The following is a 23148-nucleotide window of genomic DNA, read 5'->3' on the forward strand; positions in this document are numbered from 1 at the left end:
CGCGAGGTCGCCGCTTTCTTTTGCGCAGCGCGGAAGCGCGCGGACGGGCGGTTGGCAAAGTGGGCGTTTTCCGCCCTTGTCGCTCCGCAGCGCCCTGCGTAGCGTGGACGACGAGGAAGACGCATGAGGGGGCATTGCGGCGCGGCATTTCCATGCGCCGCGCATCAAACGTTCAAGAGGCAGGGATCGCGACGTCGCTGACGCCCGCGAGATCCGTCACCAGCAAGAAGGGGAGTCATTCATGAGTTCAACGAAGGCGCCGACCGTGATGAGCCGGCGCGAGTTGCTGACGCTGATCGGCAGTGTCGCCGGCAGTGCCGTCTCGTATCGCGCGATGGCCGGCATGGGCCTGGTCAGCGAGTCGACCTACAAGGGGCCGATCAAGCTCGAAGGCAACCCCAGGGGCGCTTCGGTGCTGATCCTCGGGGCCGGCATCGCCGGCATGGTGGCGGCGATGGAACTGCGCAACGCCGGCTACAAGGTGCAGGTGCTGGAGTACAACAACCGCGCCGGCGGCCGCAACTGGTCCCTGCGCGGCGGCGACAGCTATACCGAGCTCGGCGGCTTCACGCAGAAGTGCGAGTTCGATCCGGGCCTGTATCTGAACCCCGGCCCCTGGCGCATCCCCTACCACCATCACGGCATCCTCGATTACTGCCGCCGCCTCGGCGTCGCGCTCGAGCCCTTCGTGCAGGTCAACTACAACGCCTTCGTGCATTCGACCGAGGCCTTCGGCGGCAAGCCGCAGCGCTACCGCGAGATCCAGGCCGATTACCACGGCCAGATCGCCGAGCTGCTGGCCAAGGCGACGAACCAGAAGAAGCTCGACGCGCTGGTCAGCAAGGAAGATCAGGAAATGCTGCTCGCCTCGCTGAAATCCTGGGGTGCGCTCGACAAGGACTACAAGTACGCGCCGGGCGAAGCGTCCAGCAACCGCCGCGGGTTCCAGAAGGCGCCGAGCGGCGGTCTTTCGGCGCGGCCGGTGTACTCGACCGACATCACCGGCATGAGCGAGCTGCTCAAGTCGCAGCTCTGGGCCTCGATCAGCGCCGGCCACAACTACGAGATGCAGACCACGCTGTTCCAGCCGGTCGGCGGCATGGGCCGGATCGGCGAGGCCTTCGGTCGCGAGCTGGCGAGCGTCATCCAGTACAACGCCAAGGTCGTCAAGATCCGGCAGGACAGCAAGAAGGTCGCGGTGACCTACGTCGACGCGAAGAGCGGCGGCGAGCCGCGCACGGCGAGCGCGGACTACTGCCTGTGCACGATTCCGCTGTCGGTGCTGAGCCAGATCGACATCAACGTCGGCGCCAAGATGCAGGCGGCGATCAACGCCGTGCCGTACATGTCGGCGGTCAAGGTCGGCCTGCAGTTCAAGCGCCGCTTCTGGGAACAGGACGAGCACATCTACGGCGGCATCAGCTACACCAATCTGCCGATCCGCACGATCGGCTATCCGAACACCGGCTACCACAGCGGCGGCAAGGGTGTGCTGCTCGGGGCTTACGTGTTCGGGCCGAACGCCTTCGAGTTCACCGCGCTGCCGCCGGCGGAGCGCGTGAAGAAAGCCTACGAGTACGGCGCGATGATCCATCCGCAGTACAAGCAGGAATTCGAGAACGGCATCGCCGTCGGCTGGCACCGCGTGCCGTGGACGCTCGGCTGCGCCGGCGGCTGGACCGACGAGACGCGCGCGCAGCACTACGACAATCTCTGCCAGCTCGACAACCGCATCCTGCTGGCCGGCGAGCACGCCTCGTACATCCCGGCCTGGCAGGAGGGCGCGGTCACGTCGTCGATCGACGCGATCACGCGCCTGCACCAGCACGTCGTCAATCGCTAAGGGGGCATCACGATGAAATCCGCAAACCATGTGATCGCCCGGACCCTGTGCGCCGCGCTGCTGCTGGCGCTGGCCGGTGCCGCGCAGGCGCAGGCCGACCTCACCTCCGGCACGATCTTCAGCAAGGGCTACGGCTTCGAGGAGAAGGACGGCGAAGCGCTGTACAAGGGCATCTGCCAGGGCTGCCACATGCCGGACGCCAAGGGCGCGACCGGCGCCGGCACGTATCCGGCGCTCGCCGCCAATCCGCGCCTCGCCGCCAAGCAGTATCCGCTGGTGCTGGTCGTCAACGGCTCGCGCGCGATGCCCGGCTTCGGCCACTCGCTGAGCGCCGAGCAGATCGCCGCCGTGGTCAACTACGTGCGCACGCATTTCGGCAACGCCTACACCGACGTCGTCACGCCGGCCGAAGTGAAAGTCCTTTTACCCACGAAACCCGAGACAGGAGAGTAAGGAATGATCAAGAGAGTCCTATCGCTTGGACTGCCGTCCGCCGCGCTCGGCGCCGCGCTGTTGTTCGCATCCGCCGCGCAGGCCGCCGACAAGGCGGTGGTGATCTACAACCCGAAGAAGGCGCCGATCGCCTCGGCCGTCGAAGTGCCGGCCGGCAAGACGCTGGTGTTCCTGTCCGGCAAGCTGTCGCAGGTCGTCGTCGACCCCAAGGCGCCGAAGGAATCGCCGGCTTCGCTCGGCGACACCGAGACGCAGACCTATGGCGCGCTGAAGGTGATCGAGGAAGACCTGAAATCGATGGGTCTCGGCATGAAGGATGTCGTCAAGATGACGGTCTTCCTCGCCGGCGATCCGGCCAAGGAAGGCAAGCTCGACTTCGGCGGCATGATGAAGTCGTACACCAAGTTCTTCGGCACGCCGGAACAGCCCAACGTGCCGGCGCGTTCGACGGTGCAGGTGGCGGCGCTGGCCGGCCCGCAGTATCTGGTCGAAGTCGAGGTCATGGCCGTGCGCCCGTAAATGTGCCCGTAGATGCACCGCAGCGGTCCAACACGCGCCGGTTCGATGCGAGCCGGCGCATTTTTCCGTAGGCGCGCGGCATCCGCCGCGACCGGGCGCGTGGCCTGCGTTTTGCATTGCTGAAGGCGGCGGCACTGCAGTGAACAGTAGGGTCTGTTACCGCCATGGGCATCGCTGTGATGCCGTCTGGCAGGCCGCCAGGCCAGGCGCGGGACGCGCACCTGGGTGATTCCCAGGAAGCGCCCCGCAACGCCGCCTGGCGGCCTGCCAGACGGCAGCCGCAGGGCCGGACCGTTTTGCCGCAGCGCGGCGTCGCTCGTCGCTCGTGTACTGCGAGTACACGTCGCTCCTCGCTTCTTGCGCTGCGGCAAAGCGGTCTCGGTCACGGCGATGCCCATGGCGGTAACAGGCCCCAGTGGTTTTCCGGCTGCGCGACATCGCGGCGCGGTCGAGCGATGGCCTGCCGGAAGCGGGCGAATCTCACCGGCGAGAGCGGCAACCATCAGGACCAAGGGCGAGCGAAGGCATCGAGGGCAGCTGCGTCGCCTGTGCTGCGCGGCGATCGTGCTGTTCGCCGCCCTGCAGGCGCGAGCCGTCCGCGCCGACCTGGCGAGCGAAACCGAGTTCCACATCGACGCGCAGCCGCTCGCCACGGCGCTGACCGCGTTCGCCGACGCGACGCACATCCAGATCGTCATGGCCGCCGACGATCTCGGCGACCGGCGCTCGCCGGGCATTCGCGGTCGCGCGACGGCGGTCGCGGCGCTCGGCGAGCTGCTGCGCGGCACCTCGCTGCACTTCCAGATCATCAGCGCCGACACCGTGGCGATCGTCGCCGCCGATGCCGCGCCGCCGGACGCCGCGCCTTCGCTGGGCCAGCTCGACGACGTGGTGGTCGTCGGCCACGGCTATACGCGCGCCTCGAACACCCTCGCCCCGCAGGAAGCGCCGGCCAAGGCGCCGGGCGCACCGGTGCAGAGCCTGCTCGGCGACCTGCCCGGCGTCAACGTGCAGAACAGCGATCCCTACGGCCTCTACGAATTCGGCAACTCGGTGCGCATCCGCGGCTTCGCCAGCGACCAGCTCGGCATCTCGCTCGACGGCGTGCCGCTGGAGAGCTACGACGTGCGCGACGGCACGCCGCCGGGCCGCCTGGTCGACGACGACGATCTGGCGAGCGTGACCGTGGCGCAGGGCTCCGGCGACGTGATGATGCCCTCCTATCACGCGCTCGGCGGTTCGGTGCGCTACTCGACCGGCGAGCCGCTCGGCGTGCGCGACATGCAGCTGACGGCGACCGGCGGCAGCAACGATCTGACGCGGCTGCGCGCGCGGATCGACACGCCGCCGTGGTGGGCCGGCGGGCCGGAGGCGCATTTCAGCGCATCGCGCACGCGCGCGACGCAGTTCGACAATGCGCACGCCGACATGGGCGTCGATCACGCCGGCGTCAAGCTCGCGCAGGATTTCGGGGCTTTCGCGGCGACGCTGATCTACCGCTACGGCAAGCGCGACGATCACGACATGCAGAACTACGACGCGCAGGGCCATGTGCTGAGCGGCTTCGATCTGCTCGAGACGCCGACCGGCGATCCCGAGCGCGACGCGCTGTACTACGGCTACTGGACCAACGGCCGCACCGATCAGCTGCTCAGCCTGCAGCTGCGGGCCACGCCCGCCGAAGGCCTCGCGCTGCAGCTGCAGCCCTACTTCGAGCACAAGCGCGGCTACGGCTACGCCGGCGTCGCACCGTCCGCCGCCGAGGCGCAGTACGCGGCGTCGATCGATCCGGACAGCGGCGTCCCGGGGCGCGACGACAACCTGCCCTACGACGGCAGCGGCATCACCGAGCGGCGCGAGACCCTGCGCGGCAACCGCGACGGCGCGACCATCGGCGCGAGCTTCGAAGGCGAACGCCACACGATCAGTGCCGGCGGCTGGTACGAGCGCTACCGCTTCGACCAGGACCGCTCGCTGTACAACGTCGACGACGACGGCCTCATCGAGGACCGCGGGCCGCCCATCGTCAACTACTACGATCGCCACTTCGACACGCAGGTGCTGCAGTTCTACGCCAAGGACAGCAGCCGCTGGTTCGATGAGCGGCTGCGCATCGACGTCGGCTTCAAGGGCCTGCACGTCGATCGCGATTTCAGCGGCACCGCCAACGTCGCCGCCTACGACGCGCAGCAGCTCGCCCGCATCGGCCGCGTCGACCACGATTACTTCCAGCCGCAGTTCGGCCTGACCTGCAAGCTCGACGAGACGCGCGAGCTGTTCGCCAACTACGCCGACAACTTCAGCGCCGCGCCGCGCAACGCGCTGAGCGCGGAAAACTACGAGTCGCTGCTGCGGCCGGAAACCTCGCACAACATCGACTTCGGGCTGCGCAGTCTCGGCAAGCGCGTCAGTGCCTCGGCGACGCTGTACTACATCGACTACGCGCACCGCATTCTCGAACTGACGGTGTCCGATCCGTTCATGATCAGCGAGGAGATCTACCGCAACGTCGGCTCGATCCACACCTATGGCATCGAGTTCGCCGCATACGCGCGGCCGCTGCGCGGCCTGCGCATCGGCGGCACGCTGTCATTGAACCGCTCGGTGTTCCAGAACGACTACGAGCGCTATGACGAGGACACGCAGGCGATGCAAAGGGTCGCAGTGGCCGGCAAGACACTGCCCGACACGCCGAACCTGATGGCGGGCCTCGGCGCGCAGTATCGCGCCGGGCGCTTCAGCGCCGACGTCAACGCCAAGTACACCGGCCGCCGCTATTCGACGGCGACCAACGACGAGCACGTCGCCGGCTATGCGGTGGTCGATGCCGCGCTCGGCTACGAGCTGGCGCCGCGCAGCGCGCGTGCCGGCGGCCTGCAGCTGCAGCTGCAGGTCTACAACCTGCTCGACGAGCACTACATCGGCTACATCACGCCGGCCGAGTTCGTCGACAACGACAACCACGGCCAGTTCTTTCTCGGTACGCCGCGCACTGCGTATCTGAGTCTCAGCGCGTCGTTCCGCTGATTGAATTCTCCCGCGACGGATGTCGGGGGAGCGGCAATCATTCCTTACGCAAGGGCGTGCCGATGAAGCGCCAGGCATACCGCCCGCGCGCGAGATGTCGAGCGCAGTCGCTGCATCGGGGTCCGCCTTACCAGCCGAACCAGAGGCGGATGCTATCGATCAGGCGGTGGAAGAAGCCGCCGAGCGGCACGTCGTCCATCGCCACCAGCGGGATGGTCTTCAGCGTCTTGCCGTCGAGCGTCACCGTCGCCGTGCCGAGCGCCTGGCCCTTGGCGAGCGGCGCGACGATCGGCGCGTTGATCTGTGCGCTGACCTGCAGGCGGTCGGCGTTGCCGCGCGGCAGCGAGATGGCGACCGGCTCCAGCGTGCCGATGGCGATCTCGTCGGCGGCGCCCTTGTAGACGCGCGTCTGCTGCGCCGGCTTGCCGGGGCCGAACAGCGTGCTGGTCTCGAAGAAGCGGAAGCCGTAGTTCAGCAGTTCGAGGCTGGCCTGCTCGCGGTAGGCCCAGCTCTTGGTGCCCATCACCGCGGCGATCAGGCGGCGGCCGTCGCGCTGCGCCGAGGTCAGCAGGCAGTAGCCGGCTTCCGAGGTGTGGCCGGTCTTGATGCCGTCGATCGACGGGTCGCGGCCGAGCAGCAGGTTGCGGTTCGGCTGCTTGATGCCGTTGTAGACGAACTCGCGCTCGGCAAAGATCTTGTACCACTCCGGGAAGTCGTGGATCAGCGCGCGTGCGAGGATGGTCAGATCGTGCGCCGTCGTGTAGTGCTGCGGATCGGGCAGGCCGGAAGCGTCGGCGAAGTGCGAGTTCTTCATGCCGAGCTTGCCGGCGTACTGGTTCATCAGGTCGGCGAACACCGGCTCGCTGCCGGCGACGTGCTCGGCGACGGCAACCGTCGCGTCGTTGCCCGACTGGATGATGATGCCGCGCAGCAGATCGATCAGCTTCACGCGCGTGCCGACCTGCACGAACATGCGCGATTCGCTGGAGTCGATGCCCTGCTTCCAGGCCTTCTCGCTGATCAGCACCTCGTCGTCCGGTGACAGGCGCTTCTGCCGGATTTCGTCGAAGACGATGTAGGTGGTCAGCACCTTGGTGATGCTGGCCGGCGCCACGTGCGTGTCGGCGTTCGAGCCGACCAGGATCTCGCCGCTGGCGTAGTCCATCAGCGCGTAGGCGGTGGCGTCGAGCGCCGGCGGGTCCGGAATGTTCTCGGCGTGCGCGAGCGGAACGGCGAAGGCGAGGGCGGCGGCAAGCAGCAGTTTTTTCATGTGCGGGGGCAAGTCCATCGGTACGGCGAAAGTGAACATTTTACGCAAGCGCTGCGCGAGTGCGGCGCACGGGCTTCAGCCCTTGATCCAGAACGCGGCGTAGCCGGCGTCGTGCAGCCAGTCGCGGACATCCTGCGCGTCGCTGTCGCGCGCGTAGGGACCGATGACGACGCGATGCAGCTTGCCATCGTTGCTGGCGCGCACGGCGACGCTTTTCAGGCCCTGATTGCTCAGCTCGTCGCGCATGGCGATGGCGTTGATCGGATCGCTGTACGCGGCGATCTGCAGCCAGCGGCCGGCGCCGCCGCCGGCGGTTTTCGGCACCGGCGGCGGCTTGGGCGCGGCGATGCCGGGCAGCGATGTCGGCGGCGGCGCGGCTTCGGCGGCCGGCGCGTTGTTGGCGGCGACCGCGACGGCGCCGCCGTCGCCGTCCGGCTGCAGCGCGCGGATCTCCACTTCGGCGTGGCCGTCGTCGATGATGCCGAGCCGCGCGGCGGCGGCGTAGGACAGGTCGATGATGCGTTCGGAATGGAACGGCCCGCGATCGTTGATGCGCACCACCGCAGTCCTGTGGTTCTCGAGATTGGTGACGCGCACGTAGCTCGGGATCGGCAGGGTCTTGTGCGCGGCGGTCATCGCGAACATGTCGTAGGGCTCGCCGCTCGCCGTCTTCTTGCCCTGGAATTTCTTGCCGTACCAGGAGGCGCGGCCGCGTTCGCTGAAGCCGGCCGGATCGTCGATCACGCGATAGATCTCGCCGAAGGCTTCGTACTCGGGCGGATTGCCGGAGCGGCTGCGCGGCTCGCGCTTCGGCACGGCGTCCGGCGTGTTGGCGACGTCGGGCGGGATGTCGCCGCCGTTCGGCGCCGAATCCTTGATGCCGGGCTCGGCGATGACGACGCGCGGGCGCGTGCCGTTGCTGTGCGGCGGCGGCCTCGGCCCGGTCGACGGCGTCCGGCCAGGCACCGGCGGCGGGCCTACGGGGCCGAGACAGGCGGCGAGCGGCAGCAGCGCCAGCGCCAGCGCGAGACGGCGCAGCGCCCTCACGGCGTCACCGCCGTGGCCGCCTCGATGCGCTGCGCGAGTCGGGTGACCGCCATCGCGTAGAACACGCGCGGGTTGTAGCTCATCACCGAGTAGAAATTGGGAAAGGCCAGCCAGTATTCGTGGCCGTCATCGTCCAGCGCGAGGTCGATGACGCCGACCGGCGTGTCGGCCGGCAGCTTCACCGCGGTGGTGAGCCCCGCGCGGCGCAGATCGCCGGCGCGGTACAGCATGCCCATCGAGTTGGCGACCACGCCGGCCGGCAGTGCGTCGCCGCGCAGCGTGGCCGGCACCGCGATCGGCTGGCCGCGCTCCCAGCGCCACTGCGGCTTGTAGTCGTTGAAGTAGTGCGCGATCGAGCCGATCGCGTCGGCCAGCGACCACAGATCGCGCTTGCCGTCGCCGTCGTAGTCCACCGCCAGGCGGCGGTAGTTGCTCGGCATGAACTGCGCGGCGCCCATGGCGCCGGCGTAGGAACCTCTCGGCTGCGTGGCGTCGAGCTTGCCGTCGCGGCACAGCACGAAGAACTGCGTCAGCTCGTCGAAGAAAAAGGCGCTGCGCGTGGGATGCTCGAAGCCCTGCGTGGCCAGCGCATCGAGCACGCGCACGTTGCCGGTGAGCTTGCCGTAGCGCGTCTCGATGCCGAGGATGCCGGCAATCACCGCCGGCGGCACGCCGTATTCGTACTCGGCGCGCTCGAGAACGTCGCGGTAGTCGCGCAGCAGCGCCGCGCCGGCGGCGATGCGCGAGTCGTCGACGCGGCGCGCGTACTGCGTCCAGGTCTCGGTGTGCTCCGGCGCCTTCTGCTCCTGCTGGATCAGCTGCGGCAGCTGCTGCGCCTCGGCCAGCGCCGTCGTCACCTGCTGCAACTCGGGTTCGCTGAAGCCGAAGCCGCTGCGCAGGCGCTGCAGCAGCTCCGGCACGCGCGGATGCGTGCTGTAGTCCATGCCGTCGGCGAACGCCGCCGGCGCGGCGAGCAGGCAGGCGAGCAGGGCCATGCCCCGTCGAACGGCCCGCATCCTCCCATACGCTGCCGCGAAGGGTCTCAGCCTCCCTCCGTTGCAGGGACCGGGACGCCGCTGCGCGGGCGAAGGACGCAGATCGCACTGCGGTCGCTGTTTTGTCCGGCGCATCAGTTCGCGAGCAGCTTGCGGTGAGTGTGGACCGACATCAGCATACCGAAGCAGGCGAGCAGCGAAACCGCCGAAGTGCCGCCGTAGCTCACCAGCGGCAGCGGCACGCCGACCACGGGCAACAGGCCGATGACCATGCCCATGTTGATGAACACGTAGATGAAGAAGGTCATCGCCAGGCTGCCGGCGAGCAGGCGCTGGAAGGTGTCCTGCGCGCGCACCGCGATCCACAGGCAGCGGCCGACGATGGCGAGGTACAGGGTCAGCAGCAGCAGCACGCCGATGAAGCCGAGTTCCTCGGAATACACCGCGAAGATGAAGTCGGTGTGCGCTTCCGGCAGGAATTCCAGCTTGGCCTGCGTGCCGTTGAGCCAGCCCTTGCCGAAGGTGCCGCCGGAGCCGATCGCGATCATCGACTGCGTGATGTGGTAGCCGGCGCCGAGCGGATCGCTCTCCGGATCGAGCAGGGTGAGGATGCGCTGGCGCTGGTAGTCCTTGAGATGCTCCCAGAGGATCGGCGCGGCGGCGCCGAGCACGGCCAGCGCGCCGATCATCCAGCGCCACTGCAGGCCGCCGAGGAACAGCGCGAAGCCGCCGGCGGCGACGATCAGCAGCGCGGTGCCGAGATCCGGCTGCCTGGCGATCAGCGCCGCGGGCACCAGGATCAGCAGCAGCGTCGCGGCGATGGTCAGCAGGGTCGGCGGCAGGCGCCGCGTGTGCAGGAAGGCGGCGACCGTGGTCGGCATCGCCAGCTTCATGAACTCGGACGGCTGGAAGCGCACGACGCCGAAATCGAGCCAGCGCGTCGCGCCCTTGGCGGCGTCGCCGAGCAGCAGGGTGGCGACCAGCAGCAGGATCGTGAAGGCATACAGCCAGGGCGCGACGGTGCGGTAGAGATCGGGCGGCGCCTGCGCGATGACCGCCATCACCACCAGGCCGAGCGCCACGCGCTGTGCCTGGCTGATGACGCCGTCGATCGAATGCCCGGACGCCGAGTACTGGATGAAGATGCCGATGCCGGCGACCGCCAGCAGCAGCATCAGCAGCCAGATGTCGATGTGCCAGCTCTCCAGCCAGTCGGCGAGTCCCGGTTCCGGCTTGTTCGGCCGGCGGCCGCGCATGGGTTGCAAGACGTCAGCGATCATCGTCGTCCTCCTGCTGGGCCGGCGTGGCGGGAACCGCCGCCGGCGGCGTGGCGGCGGCCGGCGCGGTCTGCTGCAGCATCTGCTGCAGTTCCGGCGGCACCGGCAGGCCCGGCACAAGGGCCGGCGTCACGCGGCTCGAAGGCACTTCCGCCTTCTCGTTGTTGTACAGCACGTAGCCGAGCAGGTACTGGTCCATCACCTGGCGGGCGATCGGCGCGGCGATCGAGGCGCCGTGGCCGCCGTGCTCGGCCATCACCGCGACCGCGATGCGCGGCGCCTCGGCCGGCGCGAAGGCGATGAACAGGGCGTGGTCGCGTAGCCGCAGCGGCATCTCCTCCTGCTTCTGCGGCCGCGTTTCGTCCTGGCGCAGGCCGGCGACCTGCGCCGAGCCGGTCTTGGCGGCGATGCGGTAGGGCGCGTTGCGGCCGACCGCGTAGGCGGTGCCGCCCTGTTCCTGGGTGACCGCCTCCATGGCGGCGATCACGACATCCCAGGTGCCGTTGTCCTTGAGGTCGATCTTCGGCAGCGCCTCCGGCACGATCTCGGTGATCTTGCGCGTGATCGGATCTTCGGTCGCGTGCAGCACGTGCGGCTTGTAGCCGCCGCCGCGCATGGCGATGCGCGCCACCATCTGCGCCAGCTGCATCGGCGTCGCCAGCACATAGCCCTGGCCGATGCCGGTGTTCAGCGTCTCGCCCGGATACCAGTTCTCCTTGCGCGCCCTGCGCTTCCACTCGCGCGAGGGATAGAGGCCATCCTTCTCCAGCGGCAGGTCGACGCCGGTCGCGTGGCCGAGGCCGAAGCCGGTCATCGCCTCGTGCATGCGGTCGATGCCGAGCAGGGTCGCCAGATTGTAGAAATAGATGTCGCAGGAGCGCTTCACGCCTTCCAGCATGTTGACCGCGCCGTGGCCGGTGCGCTTCCAGCAGCGGTACTTGCGCGACGAGCCGGGCAGCGTCATCTCGCCCTTGCAGTATTCGCTGTGCTCGGGCGTGACGACGCCGTATTCGAGCCCGGCCAGCGCCATCGCCGGCTTGACCGTCGAGCCGGGCGGATAGAGGCCCTGCAGCGAGCGGTTGAACAGCGGCCGCGTCGGATCGTTGAGCAGCGTCTGGTAGCTGGCGGTGTCGATGCCGCCGACGAACAGCTGCGGATCGAAGCCCGGCTTGCTGACCATGGCGATGATCTCGCCATTGCGCGGATCGAGCGCAACCACCGAGCCCTGGAAGTTGCCCATGGCCTGCTCGGCGACGGTCTGCACCTTGGTGTCGATCGACAGGTACAGGTTGCGGCCCGGATAGCCGCGCCGGTAGTCGAGCTCGCGCAGCGGCCGGCCGTAGGCATTGGCCTCGATGATCTTGGCGCCCGGCTCGCCGCGCAGCAGGTCTTCCTGGCTTTTCTCGACGCCGTTCTTGCCGATCTGCGTCAGGCCGAGGAACTGGCTCTCGTTGGCCTGCTTGAGTTCCTCCTCGCTGATGCCGCCGACGTAGCCGACGAGATGCGAGGCGGTGGCGCCGAAGGGGTAGTTGCGCGTCAGGCCGGCGTTGATCTCGACGCCGGGGAACTGGTGGCGGTCGATCTCGTAGCGCGCCACTTCTTCCATGGTCAGGTTGGAGCGCAGCGGCACGCCGCGATAGCGCGGCGACTTGCGCACGCGGTCCTTGAAGCGCGTGATGTCGGTGTCGGTCAGCGTGATGACGTGCTGCAGCTTGGCGAGCAGCTCGTCCATCGCCGTGCGGTTGCCGACCTGCTCGGGCGTCACCTCCAGCACGAAGGCCGGCTGGTTCTGCGCCAGCAGGGTGCCGTTGCGGTCGTAGATCAGGCCGCGCACCGGCGCGACCGGCGTGACGCGCATGCGGTTCTCGTCGGCGCGCGTCTGGTAGTGCTCGTGCTCGACGATCTGCAGATCGGCGAGGCGCACGATCAGCAGCACCACGCCGGCGATGCAGAACAGCACGGCGACGCCGGCGCGGCGCAGGAAGGAATCGCGCTCGGCGTGGACGTTCTTCAGCGCGTCGCGGCGCCGGCGAGCGAACAATGCCACCTCAGTCCTCGTCGCCGCCGGGCCGGCGGACCAGTTCCATCACGCTCCACAGCAGCGGCCAGAACAGCGTGGTGGAGATCGCCGGCAGCCAGCGCAGCCAGATTTCCGGGCGATGATTGGTCGCGCCGTCGATCCAGAACATCAGGAAGCAGTACAGCGCCCAGGCCGGAATCAGCGCCAGCGTCGCCTGCCACAGCGGGAAGATGATGAAGAAGCTGCGCAGGCGCACCACGAGATAGGAGACCACGACCAGGCCCAGCGCGTGCTGGCCGAACGGCGCCGCGTACAGCACGTCGAGCATCAGGCCGACCAGGAACGAGGGCAGCAGGGCCGGCAGCTGCGGCTCGCGCAGCGCCCAGTACGAGAGGATCAGCGGCATCCACAGCGGGCGCGCCGCCGACAGCGAGTCCGGCAGCTCGACCAGCTGCAGCAGCAGGCCGACGAGCAGGCTCAGCAGGAACGAGAACCACACCGCCTGCGGGCTCGGCCGGCTCATCGCGACGCTCCCGGCCGGGCCGCCGGCGCGGCCGGCTTGGCGCCCGGCGCGGCGGCGGGCTTCTGCGCCGCGGGCTTCTGCTCGGACGGCTTCGGCGGCGGCGCGCCCTCCGGCTTGCGGGTCGCCGCCGCGGTGCCGCTCGCCGCCTTGGGCGGCGGCGCGGTCGTCGTCGTCGTCGTGGCGGCGGCCGGCGCCGCGCTGCTGCTCGCCGCGGCCGGTGCCGTTTTCGATACCTCCTCGGCCGGCGTCTCGCCCTGCTGGGCCAGCCGTTCGGCGGCGGCCGCCGCTTCGGCGTCGGCGCGCGCGCCGACGTTCCACACCAGCAAGGCCTCGCGGCCCTGGTTCAGTCTCGCGGCCGGGTAGGCGTAGGCCTCCATGAAATGCTCGCCGGCGACCGGCTTGACGTCGTACACGGTGCCGACCGGGTAGCCGGCCGGGAAGCGGCCGCCGAGCGAGGACGACACCAGCAGATCGCCGTTCTTGATGTCGGCGTTCGACGGCAGGAAAGGCAGGCGCAGGCCGCGCTCGTCGCCGAGGCCGACGGCGATGGTCTGCAGGCCGGTGCGGTTGATCTCGACCGGCATGCCGTGGTCGGGATCGGTCACCAGCAGGGCCTTGCTGGTGTTCGGCGCGACGTCGACGATCTGTCCCATGATGCCGAAGGCGTCGACCAGGGCCTGGCCGCGGTAGACGCCGTCGTGCGAGCCGCGGTTGAGCGTGATCTGGTGGCGGTACGGGTCCTGGTTGACGGCGATGACCTCGGCGACCAGCACCTGGTCCGGCAGCTGCGCCGAGGCCGCCAGCAGCTCGCGCAGGCGGCGGTTCTCGGCTTCCAGCGCTTCCATTTTGGAGAGCCGGGCCGAGAGCACGAAGTGCTCGGCCTGCAGCTGCTCGTTCTGCCGCTCGATGGTGTTGTGGGTGTCGATGCCGCGCGCCATGTCGACCAGGCGCACCGGCACCGAGGCAAGCCAGATCACCGGCGTCAGCGCCCAGGCGGTCCAGGCGCGGGCCGGCTTCAGCGTGTCGCCGCGCATGTCGTAGAAGATCAGCGTCAGCGCCAGCGCGATGAGGAACAGCGTCTTGAGGCCGAGCCCCGGGCCGCGCGGAAACAGCGGCCGGTGATGGTAGGAGTCGTGCAGCGAGTTCAAGTGCGCGCCGTCGGACTTGTTATGTAATGGTAAAAACTGCCCGCAGCATAGAGGCGCGGGGAACCGCCGGCAATTGCTCGAAGGCCGATGCCCGCCGGCGAGGCGGGCATCGGCCGGGCTGCATCAGTCGAGCGAGTAGAAGTCTGACTGGCGATCGAGCATGTCGAGCACCATGCCGCCGCCGCGCGCCACGCAGGTCAGCGGGTCGTCGGCGATGATCACCGGCAGGCCGGTTTCTTCCGAGATCAGCTTGTCGAGGTCGCGCAGCAGCGCGCCGCCGCCGGTCAGCACGATGCCGCGCTCGGCGACGTCGCTGCCCAGTTCCGGCGGCGTGCGCTCGAGGGCCTGCTTGACGGCCTTGACGATGCCGGACAGCGGCTCCTGCAGGGCGTCGAGGATCTCGTTGGAGTTCATCGTGAAGTTGCGCGGCACGCCGGCGGCCAGATGGCGGCCGACCACGTCGATTTCCTGCACTTCATGGCCCGGGAAGGCGGTGCCGATCTGGATCTTGATGCGCTCGGCGGTGGCTTCGCCGATCAGCATGTTGTACTGGCGGCGCACGTAGCTGACGATGGCCTCGTCGAACTTGTCGCCGCCGATGCGCACCGATTCGGCGTAGACGATGCCGTTCAGCGAGATGACCGCGACTTCCGAGGTGCCGCCGCCGATGTCGACGACCATCGAGCCGCGCGCCTCGCCGATCGGGATGCCGGCGCCCAGCGCCGCGGCGATCGGCTCCTCGATGACCCAGACCTTGCGCGCGCCGGCGTTCTCGACCGATTCGCGGATGGCGCGGCGTTCGACCTGCGTCGAGCCGTAGGGCACGCAGACCACGACGCGCGTCATCGGCCGGCTCATGCGGCCTTTCTGCACCTTGCGGATGAAGTGCTGCAGCATCTTCTCGGTGACGGTGTAGTCGGCGATCACGCCGTCGCGCAGCGGGCGCACCGTCGTGATGTTGGTCGGCGTGCGGCCGAGCATCTGCTTGGCCTCGATGCCGACCGCCTCGACCTTCTTGGCGCCGCGCGCATCCATGCGGATGGCGACGACCGAGGGTTCGTTGAGGACGATGCCTTCGTCACGGACGTAGACGAGGGTGTTGGCGGTGCCCAGGTCGATGGACAGGTCGTTGACAAACAAACGGCGTACGGCGTCGAACATCTCGGTGGCCTGGTGGGAAGCTGAATTCGAATTTTGGTGCCGGCGGCGGGGTCCGCGGCGGCGATGCACCTTCTCACATTCCAGTAGAATTGTGCATCCGCACATCATAAACCATTCGCGGCGCCGCAAGGCTGCCGCGATGGAGAGAGAATCCGATGCGCGCCGGACGCCGTCAAACCGCGCCGGAGCAAGCCCTAGACCGTTCTCGATGCCGTTCCCAATGCCGTTCGTCACCGGTTCCACAACGCGATGAGCCTGAGCCCCGAAAACATCCAGCAGGTCGCCCATCTGGCGCGCCTCGAACTGCCGGCCGACAAGGTCGGTCCGTATGCCGAGCAGCTGTCGAACATCCTCAAGCTGGTCGGCCAGCTGTCCGGCGCCGACACCGGCGGCGTGGCGCCGATGGCGCATCCGCTCGACATGCAGCAGCGCCTGCGCCCGGACGCCGTCACCGAACCGGACCGCCGCGACGCCTTCCAGACGATCGCGCCGGAGGTCGACAACGGCCTGTACCTGGTGCCGAAGGTCATCGAGTAAAGGCGTGATTCGTGATCCGCGGCTGGTGATTCGCGACAGCGGCAGCCAGTCCCCGTCACCCCTCACCCATCATGGCTGAAAAGACATGCACACTCTGTCAATCAAAGAACTTTCCGAAGGCCTGCGCGCGAAGAAATTTTCGTCGCGCGAGCTGACCGCGCACTACCTCAAGCGCATCGAGCGGCACGATGCCGAGCTGAACAGCTTCATCACCGTCACCGCCGAGCGCGCGCTCAAGCAGGCCGAGGCGGCCGACGCGCGCCTGGCGCGGGGCGAGGGCCACGCGCTGACGGCCCCGCTGATCGGTGTGCCGATCGCGCAGAAGGACATCTTCTGCACGCTCGGCGTGAAGACGTCCTGCGCCTCGCGCATGCTCGACAACTTCATCGCGCCCTACGACGCCACCATCGTGCAGAAGCTGCACCTCGATGCCGGCATGGTTATGCTCGGCAAGTGCAACATGGACGAGTTCGCGATGGGCTCGTCGAACGAGACCAGCTTCTACGGCCCGGTCAAGAATCCCTGGGACACCAGCCGCGTGCCGGGTGGCTCGTCGGGCGGCTCGGTGGCCGCCGTCGCCGCCGGCCTGGCGCCGATCGCCACCGCGACCGACACCGGCGGTTCGATCCGCCAGCCCGCCGCGCTCACCGGCCTGACCGGCATCAAGCCGACGTATGGCAGGGTTTCGCGCTACGGCATGATCGCCTTCGCCTCCAGCCTCGATCAGGCCGGCGTGGTCGCGCGCAGCGCCGAGGATGCGGCCTATGTGCTGCAGGCGATGTCCGGCTTCGATCCGCTGGACTCGACCAGTATCGAGCGCCCGGTCGACGATCTGGTCGGCGGCCTCGATGCGTCGATCAAGGGCCTGAAGATCGGCCTGCCCAAGGAATACTTCGCGGAAGGGCTCGCGCCCAGCTCGCGCGAGAAGATCGATGCGGCGATCGCCACGCTGAAGTCGCTCGGCGCCGAGTTCGTCGAGATCTCGCTGCCGAACTCGCCGCTGTCGGTGCCGACCTATTACGTCGTCGCGCCGGCCGAGGCCAGCTCCAACCTCGCGCGCTTCGACGGCGTGCGCTACGGTCATCGCGCCATCGGTGCGAAGAACCTCGAAGAGCTGTACAAGCGCAGCCGCGGCGAAGGCTTCGGCGCCGAAGTGCAGCGCCGCATCATGATCGGCACCTACGTGCTCAGCCACGGCTACTACGACGCCTACTACCTGCAGGCGCAGAAAGTCCGCAAGCTGATCTACGAGGACTTCAAGCGCGCATACGAAAGCGTCGACCTGATTCTCGGCCCGACCGCGACCGACGTCGCTTTCGGCCTCGGCAGCAAGACCGACGATCCGGTGGCGATGTACCTCAACGACATCTACACGATCGCCGCCAACCTCGCCGGCATTCCGGCGATGTCGCTGAACTGCGGTTTCGTCGACGGTCTGCCGGTCGGCCTGCAGCTGATGGGCAACTACTTCAGCGAAGCCAGGCTTCTCAATGTCGCCCACCAGTTCCAGACGGCGACCGATTTCCACAAGCAGATGCCCAAGGCATACCTCTAAGGGCGCGACGACATGGCATACGACAGCTCGACCTGGGAAGTGGTGATCGGACTCGAAGTCCACTGCCAGCTTCTCACCAAATCCAAGATCTTCTCCGGCGCGGCGACCGCCTACGGCGCGGCGCCGAACACGCAGGCCGATCCGGTCACGCTCGGCTTTCCCGGCGTGCTGCCGGTGCTGAACAAGACCGCGCTCGAATACGCGGTGAAGTTCGGCCTCGCGGTCGACGCCAAGATCGCCGAGCGCAGCGTGTTCGCGCGCAAGCACTACTTCTATCCGGACCTGCCGAAGGGCTATCAGATCTCGCAGTACGAACTGCCGATCGTCTACGACGGCCATCTCGACATCGAGGTCGACGGCGCCAACGGTGACAAGACCATCAAGCGCATCGGCATCACGCGCGCGCACCTGGAAGAGGACGCCGGCAAGTCGGTGCACGAAGGCTACGTCGGCCAGTCCGGCATCGACCTCAACCGCGCCGGCACGCCGCTGATCGAGATCGTCTCCGAGCCGGACATCCGCTCGGCGGCCGAAGCCGTGGCCTATCTGAAGAAGCTGCACCAGCTCGTGGTCTACCTCGGCGTCTGCGACGGCAACATGCAGGAAGGCTCGTTCCGCTGCGACGCCAACGTTTCCGTGCGCAAGCGCGGCGCCAGGGAATTCGGCACGCGCACCGAGACCAAGAACGTCAACTCCTTCCGCTACGTCGAGAAGGCGATCGAGTTCGAGATCGAGCGGCAGATCGACGTCATCGAATCGGGCGGCAAGGTCGTCCAGGAAACGCGCCTGTTCAATCCGGACAGCGGCGAGACGCGGGCCATGCGTTCCAAGGAGAACGCCAACGACTACCGCTATTTCCCGGACCCGGACCTGCTGCCGGTCGTGGTGACGAGCGCCGACATCGAACGCATCCGCGCGACGATGCCGGAACTGCCGGAAGCCAAGAAAGCGCGCTTCATCGAACAGTACAAGCTGCCGGCTTACGACGCCGGCGTGCTCACCTTTGATGCGGCGCTGGCCGATTACTACGAGGCCGTCGTCGCCACGTCGAAATCCGATCCGAAGAGCTGCGCGAACTGGGTCATCACCGATCTGCTCGGCGCCTTGAACAAGCTCGGCAAGGGCATCGACGCCTCGCCGGTCACCGCCGCGATGCTGGCGGGACTGGTCATGCGCATCGCCGACAAGACCATCTCCGGCAAGATCGCCAAGGACGTCTTCGAGGCGATGCTGGCGGGCGAGGGCGAGGCGGATGAGATCATCAAGGCCCGCGGCCTCGTGCAGATCACCGACGAGTCGGCGATCGCCGCGGCGATCGACGACATCATCGCCAGGAACCCGCAGCAGGTCGCCGACTACCGTGGCGGCAAGGACAAGCTGTTCGGCTTCTTCGTCGGTCAGGCGATGAAGGCGACGCAGGGCAAGGCCAATCCGGAAGCGCTGAACCGCCTGCTGAAGGAAAAATTGGCAGGCTGAGACCGCAAGAGCGGTAACCACAAATCGCACAGACCACAGATCGCACAGATTGAAAAGACAGCTCTCTTTTTCTGTGTAATCTGTGGAATCTGTGGTTGAGAAGCTTTCTGCTCGCCCCATAAAGCGCCGATGAACAACCGACTCACCGAATTCCTGCTGCCTGAGCTGGGCGTGCGTGGCGCCGTCGTCGAGTACGAAGCCGGCGTCGACAGCATGCTCGGCTCGCGGTCCTACGCGCCGGATGTACGCGGACTGCTGGCGCAGGCGATCGCGGCGATGCCGCTGCTCGCCGCGCATACCAAGCTCGAAGGGCGCATCAGCCTGCAGTTCCAGCACGCCGAAGGGCCGGTGCAGATGCTCGTCACCCAGGTCGAGCACGGCCGCGACGGCGATCCGGAGCCGGGCCTGCGCGTGCGCGGCATGGCCAAGGCCAGGGCCGACGCCAGCGGCGACTTCACGACGCTGCTGCACGGCGGCCGGCTCGGCCTGCTGATCGAACCCGAGAAAGGCGGCCAGGACTATCAGGCGATCGTCGGCATCGAGGGCGAGCGGCTCGCCGACGCGCTCGAGCACTACTTCGCACAGTCCGAGCAGCTGCCTTCGCTGCTGCGTCTCGCCTACGACGGCACGCACATCCGCGGCCTGATGCTGCAGCGCCTGCCGCTCGGCGAGAAGAACAGCAGCGAGCTGCACTGGGAGCACGTGCAGGTCCTGTTCGACACGCTCGGCGAGGACGAGCTGGCGAAGACGCCGGGCCTGACGATCCTGCGCCGCCTGTTCAACGAGGACACGGTGCGCGTGTTCGATCCGCAGCCGGTGCGGCTCGCCTGCCGCTGCTCACGCGAAGGCATCGGCGCGATGCTGCTGTCGCTCGGCGCGGAGGAGATCGCCGACCACCTGAAGACGCACGGCCGTTTCGACGTGACCTGCGAGTTCTGCGGCCGCGAATACCGCTTCGACGAGGCCGACGTGCAGCAGCTGTTTCTCAACGCGCACATGCAGCCGTCGAACGAGACGCGGCACTGACAGGGCGACCCTCCTCACCCAACCCTCTCCTCCCCTTGGGAGGAGAGGGCTCAAACGGCGCGCCTTTCCGGACTCCCCTCCGCCGCGTGCGGGGGAGGGGCTGGGGGAGGTGGCATTCAATCGGGCTTCGCGGCGAGCGGCTGGCTTCTCTCCATGCTTCTCCGCTGCCGGCGTCGAAGGCGCAAGCGCGCCGCGCTGTCCTCCAGTTCCCTCCGCGCCCCCCGCACCGCGCGCCGCGACAGCCCTCCTCACCCAACCCTCTCCTCCCCAGGGGGAGGAGAGGGCTCGAACGGCGCGCCTTTCCGGACTCCCCTCCGCCGCGTGCGGGGGAGGGGCTGGGGGAGGTGGCGTTCAATCGGGCTTCGCGGCGAGCGGCGGCCGCTCTCTCTCCTCTGCGCCATCGGCGTCGAAGGCTCGAAAGCGCCGCAGGCTCATCGCGCGTGCCGCCCGTCCTCACCTGCATCACCTTCGCCCCGGCAGCTGCTCTATGCTGAGCACGCCCGTCTCCGCTCCGCCATCGCCGTGATTGTTCCCCGCTACCGCGTCGCTCCCTCGCTCATTCCGCAAGCCGGCAAGGGTCTTTTCATCGATGAAGCCGTCGCGCGCGGCGCGGTCATCGTCGCGCCGGACCAGATTCACACGGTGTGGCCGGAGCACAAGCTGCGCAGGTATCCGCCGGATTCGATCGAGGTCGAATCCAGCGTGCGCTGGTTCGAGGACTGGTTTTCGCTGACGCCGGAGTGGAGCGACGAGTGCTACGTCAACCACAGCTTCGCGCCGACCGCGCTGTGGCATCTCGGCTTCATCTTCGCGCTCGCCGATCTGCCGGCCGGCAGCGAGGTGACGATGGACTATCGCTACGTGATCGGCGACGGCGAGCGCATGCCGTTCGCCGACAGCGTGACCGGCAAAGAGATCGTCGGTCTGCCATGGCGGCAGGTGCTGATCGAAGGCGCCCGGCGCCTCGCGGAACTGGCGGCGTGAAAGGCGCCGGCGGCATCGCGGCCGTGCTGCTCGCCGCCTGCGCATGGCTGCCGTTGCCGGCGTGCGCGCAGCCGGAGAATCTCAAGTTCTATGGATATGCCTACGAGTTGGCATCGGGCCGCTACCTGTACACCGAGGTCCACGATCAGCGCGTCGACAACGGCCACTGGCGCGGCGGCATCATCCGCTACTACGCGCCGGATGCGACGCTGCTCGGCGAGAAATCGCTCGATTTCAGCCGCGATCCCTACGTGCCCTTGTATCGCTTCGACATGCGAGCGGACGGATACTTCGAAGCGATCACGCACGTCGCCGGCGAGGTGACGCTGCAAAGGCGCCGCTCGCGTCAAGATGCGCTGCGCGAGAAGGCCGTCGCGCATACCTCGCCGATGTGCGCCGATGCCGGGTTTCACGCCTTGCTGCGTGCGCATTTCGACGAGTTGATGACCGGCAAGGCGTTCAATTTCCGCTTCGCGGTCGCCGGCAATCTCGATTCGTACAAATTCCGCGCGCAGCGCGATACCGACACGCGCTTCGAGGGCCGTGCCGCGGTGCGCTTCCGCGTCGAGCCCGATTCGATGCTGCGCTGGTTCGTCGATCCGCTGCTCGTCACCTACGATCCGCACACCAGACGCCTGCTCGAATACCGCGGCGTCGGCAACGTGCCCGATCCGGCGAGCGGCAAGCCGCACGTGGTGCGTATCGCCTACTATTCGCAACCTCCGAAGGACGTTCCGACACTGCCGCCGCTGGAGCCGTGATGCGCCATTCCCTCGCGCCCCTTGCCGTCGCCCTGGCCGCCGCACTCGCGCTGGCCGCGTGCGGCAGGAAAGAATCCGCCGAACCCGCCAACACCATTGCGGCGCCGGCCGCCGCCGTCGCCGCCAAGGAAAGCCTGAGCTACGACGAAGCCGTCGCCCGGGCCAAGGCGCGCCAGGCGCCGCTGATCGTCGATTTCCACGCGCCCTGGTGCTACTCCTGCTATTTCATGGCGACCAATGTGCTGACCGGCCCGGAATGGCAAGCGGTCGAGAAGAAGGCGGTGGTCGTCGAAGTCGACGCCGATTCGCCGGAAGGCGCGGCCTTGCGCGCGAAGTACGGCGTGAAGATGCTGCCGAGCTATCTGGTGCTGAATACCGCGGGCGAGGAACTGGGCCGCATTCTCGGCGAGCAGACCCGCGCCGAGTTCTATCCGCAGCTCGACAAGTTCCTCGACGCCGGCATGCCGCTGACCGCCGTCGCCGCGCAGGTCAGGGACGGCTCGCCGGCGTCGCTGCAAGCCGGGCGCACGGTGCTGAAGTCCTGGCTGGCGCGCTACGACGGCGACGGCGGCCTGCAATGGTTCGCCTCGCTGCCGGCCGCGGCGCGCGGCGCGCTGGAGAAGGACTCGGCGGCGGCCCTGCTGCTGGCGCGGCTCAAGTTCCTGCAGGCGCGCAAAGCCGGCGACGAGCAGGCCGCGCTGTCCCTGGGCCGCCAGGTGCTCGCCGGCGATCTCGGCTGCGAGCGTTCCTACGAACTCGATCCCTATCTCGAACTGGCGCGGAAGCAGGCGGACGCCAAGGCCCTGATCGCGGCGCAGCAGCCGGCGGCGGAGAAGCTGGTCGCCGATGGCGTGTTCGGCGCGGCGCCCTGCGCCGACAAGCGCTCGGCCGTGCTCGTGCTCGCCGACATTCACGAAGCGCTCGGCGACAAGGCGGCGAAGCAGGCCCTGCTCGAAAAGGCGATCGCCGACGTCGAGAAGAGCATCGGCGGCGATTTCAGGAAGGACCGCAATCTCGACGACAACCTGCGCATCTACGACGATCAGCTCGCCGCGCTGACCGGCGACTACGCGGCCTACGACGCGCTGATGCCGAAGCTGATCGCCGCCTGGCCGGACGATTACGTCTACGCCTACCGCTGGGGCAAGAGTCTGCTGGCGCGCGGCAAGACCGCCGAAGCGCTGACGCAGCTCGAACGGGCGGCCGGCAAGGCCTACGGCATCAACCGCCTGCAGGTCGCCGAGCAGCGCGTGAAGGCGCTGCAGGCCCAGCAGCGCGACGCCGACGCCCGGCGCGTCGCCGCCGAGACGCTGAAGGCCAACGGCCCCTGGTTCCCCGAAGAGGCCGCCAGGCTCAAGGACCTCGTCAAGGCGTAGCACGCCTGACTCCCCCTCCGCCCGCGTGCGGGGGGCGGGCTGGGGGAGGCGGGCGATCGGGCGGTGCACGTCACGATGGCCTCCTCTCTTTCTTGCGATTTCCCCCTGGTCGCCGCTTCCGGTATAAACGCGCGTTCCGTTTTTTCCGCC

General features: G+C 68.2%; 19 protein-coding genes. 11 read left to right on the forward strand and 8 right to left on the reverse strand.

The window, feature by feature from the left end; all coding sequences use genetic code 11:
* Window positions 1-268 precede the first annotated feature (268 nt).
* From K344_RS0109215 to K344_RS0109230, 4 genes are all read left to right on the forward strand, one after another.
* Window positions 269-1843, forward strand: coding sequence for a flavin monoamine oxidase family protein (locus tag K344_RS0109215; RefSeq protein ID WP_028080425.1), 1575 nt, complete (start codon window positions 269-271; stop codon window positions 1841-1843).
* 12 nt (window positions 1844-1855) lie between these two features.
* Entirely contained in the window at window positions 1856-2296 is a 441-nt protein-coding gene (locus tag K344_RS0109220) for a c-type cytochrome (RefSeq protein ID WP_028080426.1), read from the forward strand.
* 3 nt (window positions 2297-2299) lie between these two features.
* Entirely contained in the window at window positions 2300-2815 is a 516-nt protein-coding gene (locus K344_RS0109225; RefSeq protein ID WP_051362068.1) for a RidA family protein, read from the forward strand.
* A 564-nt stretch (window positions 2816-3379) separates the two neighbouring features.
* Window positions 3380-5842 (forward strand): TonB-dependent receptor, encoded by a 2463-nt coding sequence (locus K344_RS0109230; RefSeq protein WP_051362069.1) that lies wholly within the window; start codon window positions 3380-3382, stop codon window positions 5840-5842.
* Window positions 5843-5969: 127 nt separating this feature from the next.
* Here K344_RS0109230 and K344_RS0109235 read toward each other — a convergent pair whose 3' ends face one another.
* From K344_RS0109235 to K344_RS0109270, 8 genes are all read right to left on the reverse strand, one after another.
* Entirely contained in the window at window positions 5970-7130 is a 1161-nt protein-coding gene (locus K344_RS0109235) for a D-alanyl-D-alanine carboxypeptidase family protein (RefSeq protein WP_028080429.1), read from the reverse strand.
* 57 nt (window positions 7131-7187) lie between these two features.
* Complete coding sequence (locus tag K344_RS24815; protein WP_051362070.1) at window positions 7188-8159, reverse strand: septal ring lytic transglycosylase RlpA family protein; 972 nt, start codon at window positions 8157-8159, stop codon at window positions 7188-7190.
* Complete coding sequence (gene mltB, locus K344_RS0109245; protein WP_245586171.1) at window positions 8156-9154, reverse strand: lytic murein transglycosylase B; 999 nt, start codon at window positions 9152-9154, stop codon at window positions 8156-8158. The genes K344_RS24815 and mltB overlap by 4 nt, the downstream gene beginning before the upstream one ends.
* Window positions 9155-9288: 134 nt before the next feature.
* Complete coding sequence (rodA, locus tag K344_RS0109250) at window positions 9289-10410, reverse strand: rod shape-determining protein RodA (protein ID WP_051362071.1); 1122 nt, start codon at window positions 10408-10410, stop codon at window positions 9289-9291.
* Between the two features lie 13 nt (window positions 10411-10423).
* Window positions 10424-12478, reverse strand: a complete 2055-nt coding sequence (gene mrdA / locus K344_RS0109255; protein WP_028080432.1) for a penicillin-binding protein 2 — start codon at window positions 12476-12478, stop codon at window positions 10424-10426.
* 1 nt (window position 12479) lies between these two features.
* Window positions 12480-12974 (reverse strand): rod shape-determining protein MreD, encoded by a 495-nt coding sequence (mreD, locus tag K344_RS0109260; RefSeq protein ID WP_028080433.1) that lies wholly within the window; start codon window positions 12972-12974, stop codon window positions 12480-12482.
* Window positions 12971-14122, reverse strand: a complete 1152-nt coding sequence (mreC, locus tag K344_RS0109265; RefSeq protein WP_051362072.1) for a rod shape-determining protein MreC — start codon at window positions 14120-14122, stop codon at window positions 12971-12973. Before mreC ends, mreD begins: the two co-directional genes overlap by 4 nt.
* Window positions 14123-14245: 123 nt before the next feature.
* The gene (locus K344_RS0109270) at window positions 14246-15283 is read right to left on the reverse strand and encodes a rod shape-determining protein (RefSeq protein WP_028080435.1); all 1038 of its coding nucleotides are present in this window, start codon (window positions 15281-15283) and stop codon (window positions 14246-14248) included.
* Between the two features lie 249 nt (window positions 15284-15532).
* On the opposite strand from K344_RS0109270, the gene gatC reads away from it, so the two are divergent.
* The 7 genes from gatC to K344_RS0109305 all read left to right on the forward strand — a co-directional run bounded on the left by gatC (window position 15533) and on the right by K344_RS0109305 (window position 22998).
* Window positions 15533-15820 carry an Asp-tRNA(Asn)/Glu-tRNA(Gln) amidotransferase subunit GatC gene (gatC, locus tag K344_RS0109275; protein ID WP_028080436.1) on the forward strand — a complete coding sequence of 96 codons (288 nt, stop codon included), beginning with the start codon at window positions 15533-15535 and terminating at the stop codon, window positions 15818-15820.
* Between the two features lie 85 nt (window positions 15821-15905).
* The gene (gene gatA / locus K344_RS0109280; RefSeq protein ID WP_028080437.1) at window positions 15906-17375 is read left to right on the forward strand and encodes an Asp-tRNA(Asn)/Glu-tRNA(Gln) amidotransferase subunit GatA; all 1470 of its coding nucleotides are present in this window, start codon (window positions 15906-15908) and stop codon (window positions 17373-17375) included.
* A 12-nt stretch (window positions 17376-17387) separates the two neighbouring features.
* Window positions 17388-18851 carry an Asp-tRNA(Asn)/Glu-tRNA(Gln) amidotransferase subunit GatB gene (gatB, locus tag K344_RS0109285; RefSeq protein ID WP_028080438.1) on the forward strand — a complete coding sequence of 488 codons (1464 nt, stop codon included), beginning with the start codon at window positions 17388-17390 and terminating at the stop codon, window positions 18849-18851.
* Between the two features lie 129 nt (window positions 18852-18980).
* Window positions 18981-19877, forward strand: coding sequence for an Hsp33 family molecular chaperone HslO (gene hslO / locus K344_RS20995; protein ID WP_043114178.1), 897 nt, complete (start codon window positions 18981-18983; stop codon window positions 19875-19877).
* 522 nt (window positions 19878-20399) lie between these two features.
* The gene (locus K344_RS0109295; protein ID WP_028080439.1) at window positions 20400-20861 is read left to right on the forward strand and encodes an SET domain-containing protein-lysine N-methyltransferase; all 462 of its coding nucleotides are present in this window, start codon (window positions 20400-20402) and stop codon (window positions 20859-20861) included.
* Entirely contained in the window at window positions 20858-21622 is a 765-nt protein-coding gene (locus K344_RS24005) for a hypothetical protein (protein WP_028080440.1), read from the forward strand. The genes K344_RS0109295 and K344_RS24005 overlap by 4 nt, the downstream gene beginning before the upstream one ends.
* Complete coding sequence (locus K344_RS0109305; protein WP_028080441.1) at window positions 21622-22998, forward strand: thioredoxin family protein; 1377 nt, start codon at window positions 21622-21624, stop codon at window positions 22996-22998. Before K344_RS24005 ends, K344_RS0109305 begins: the two co-directional genes overlap by 1 nt.
* Window positions 22999-23148: the final 150 nt, after the last annotated feature.

Origin of the sequence: Solimonas soli DSM 21787, from assembly GCF_000474945.1 — a bacterium.
Lineage (GTDB): Bacteria > Pseudomonadota > Gammaproteobacteria > Nevskiales > Nevskiaceae > Solimonas > Solimonas soli.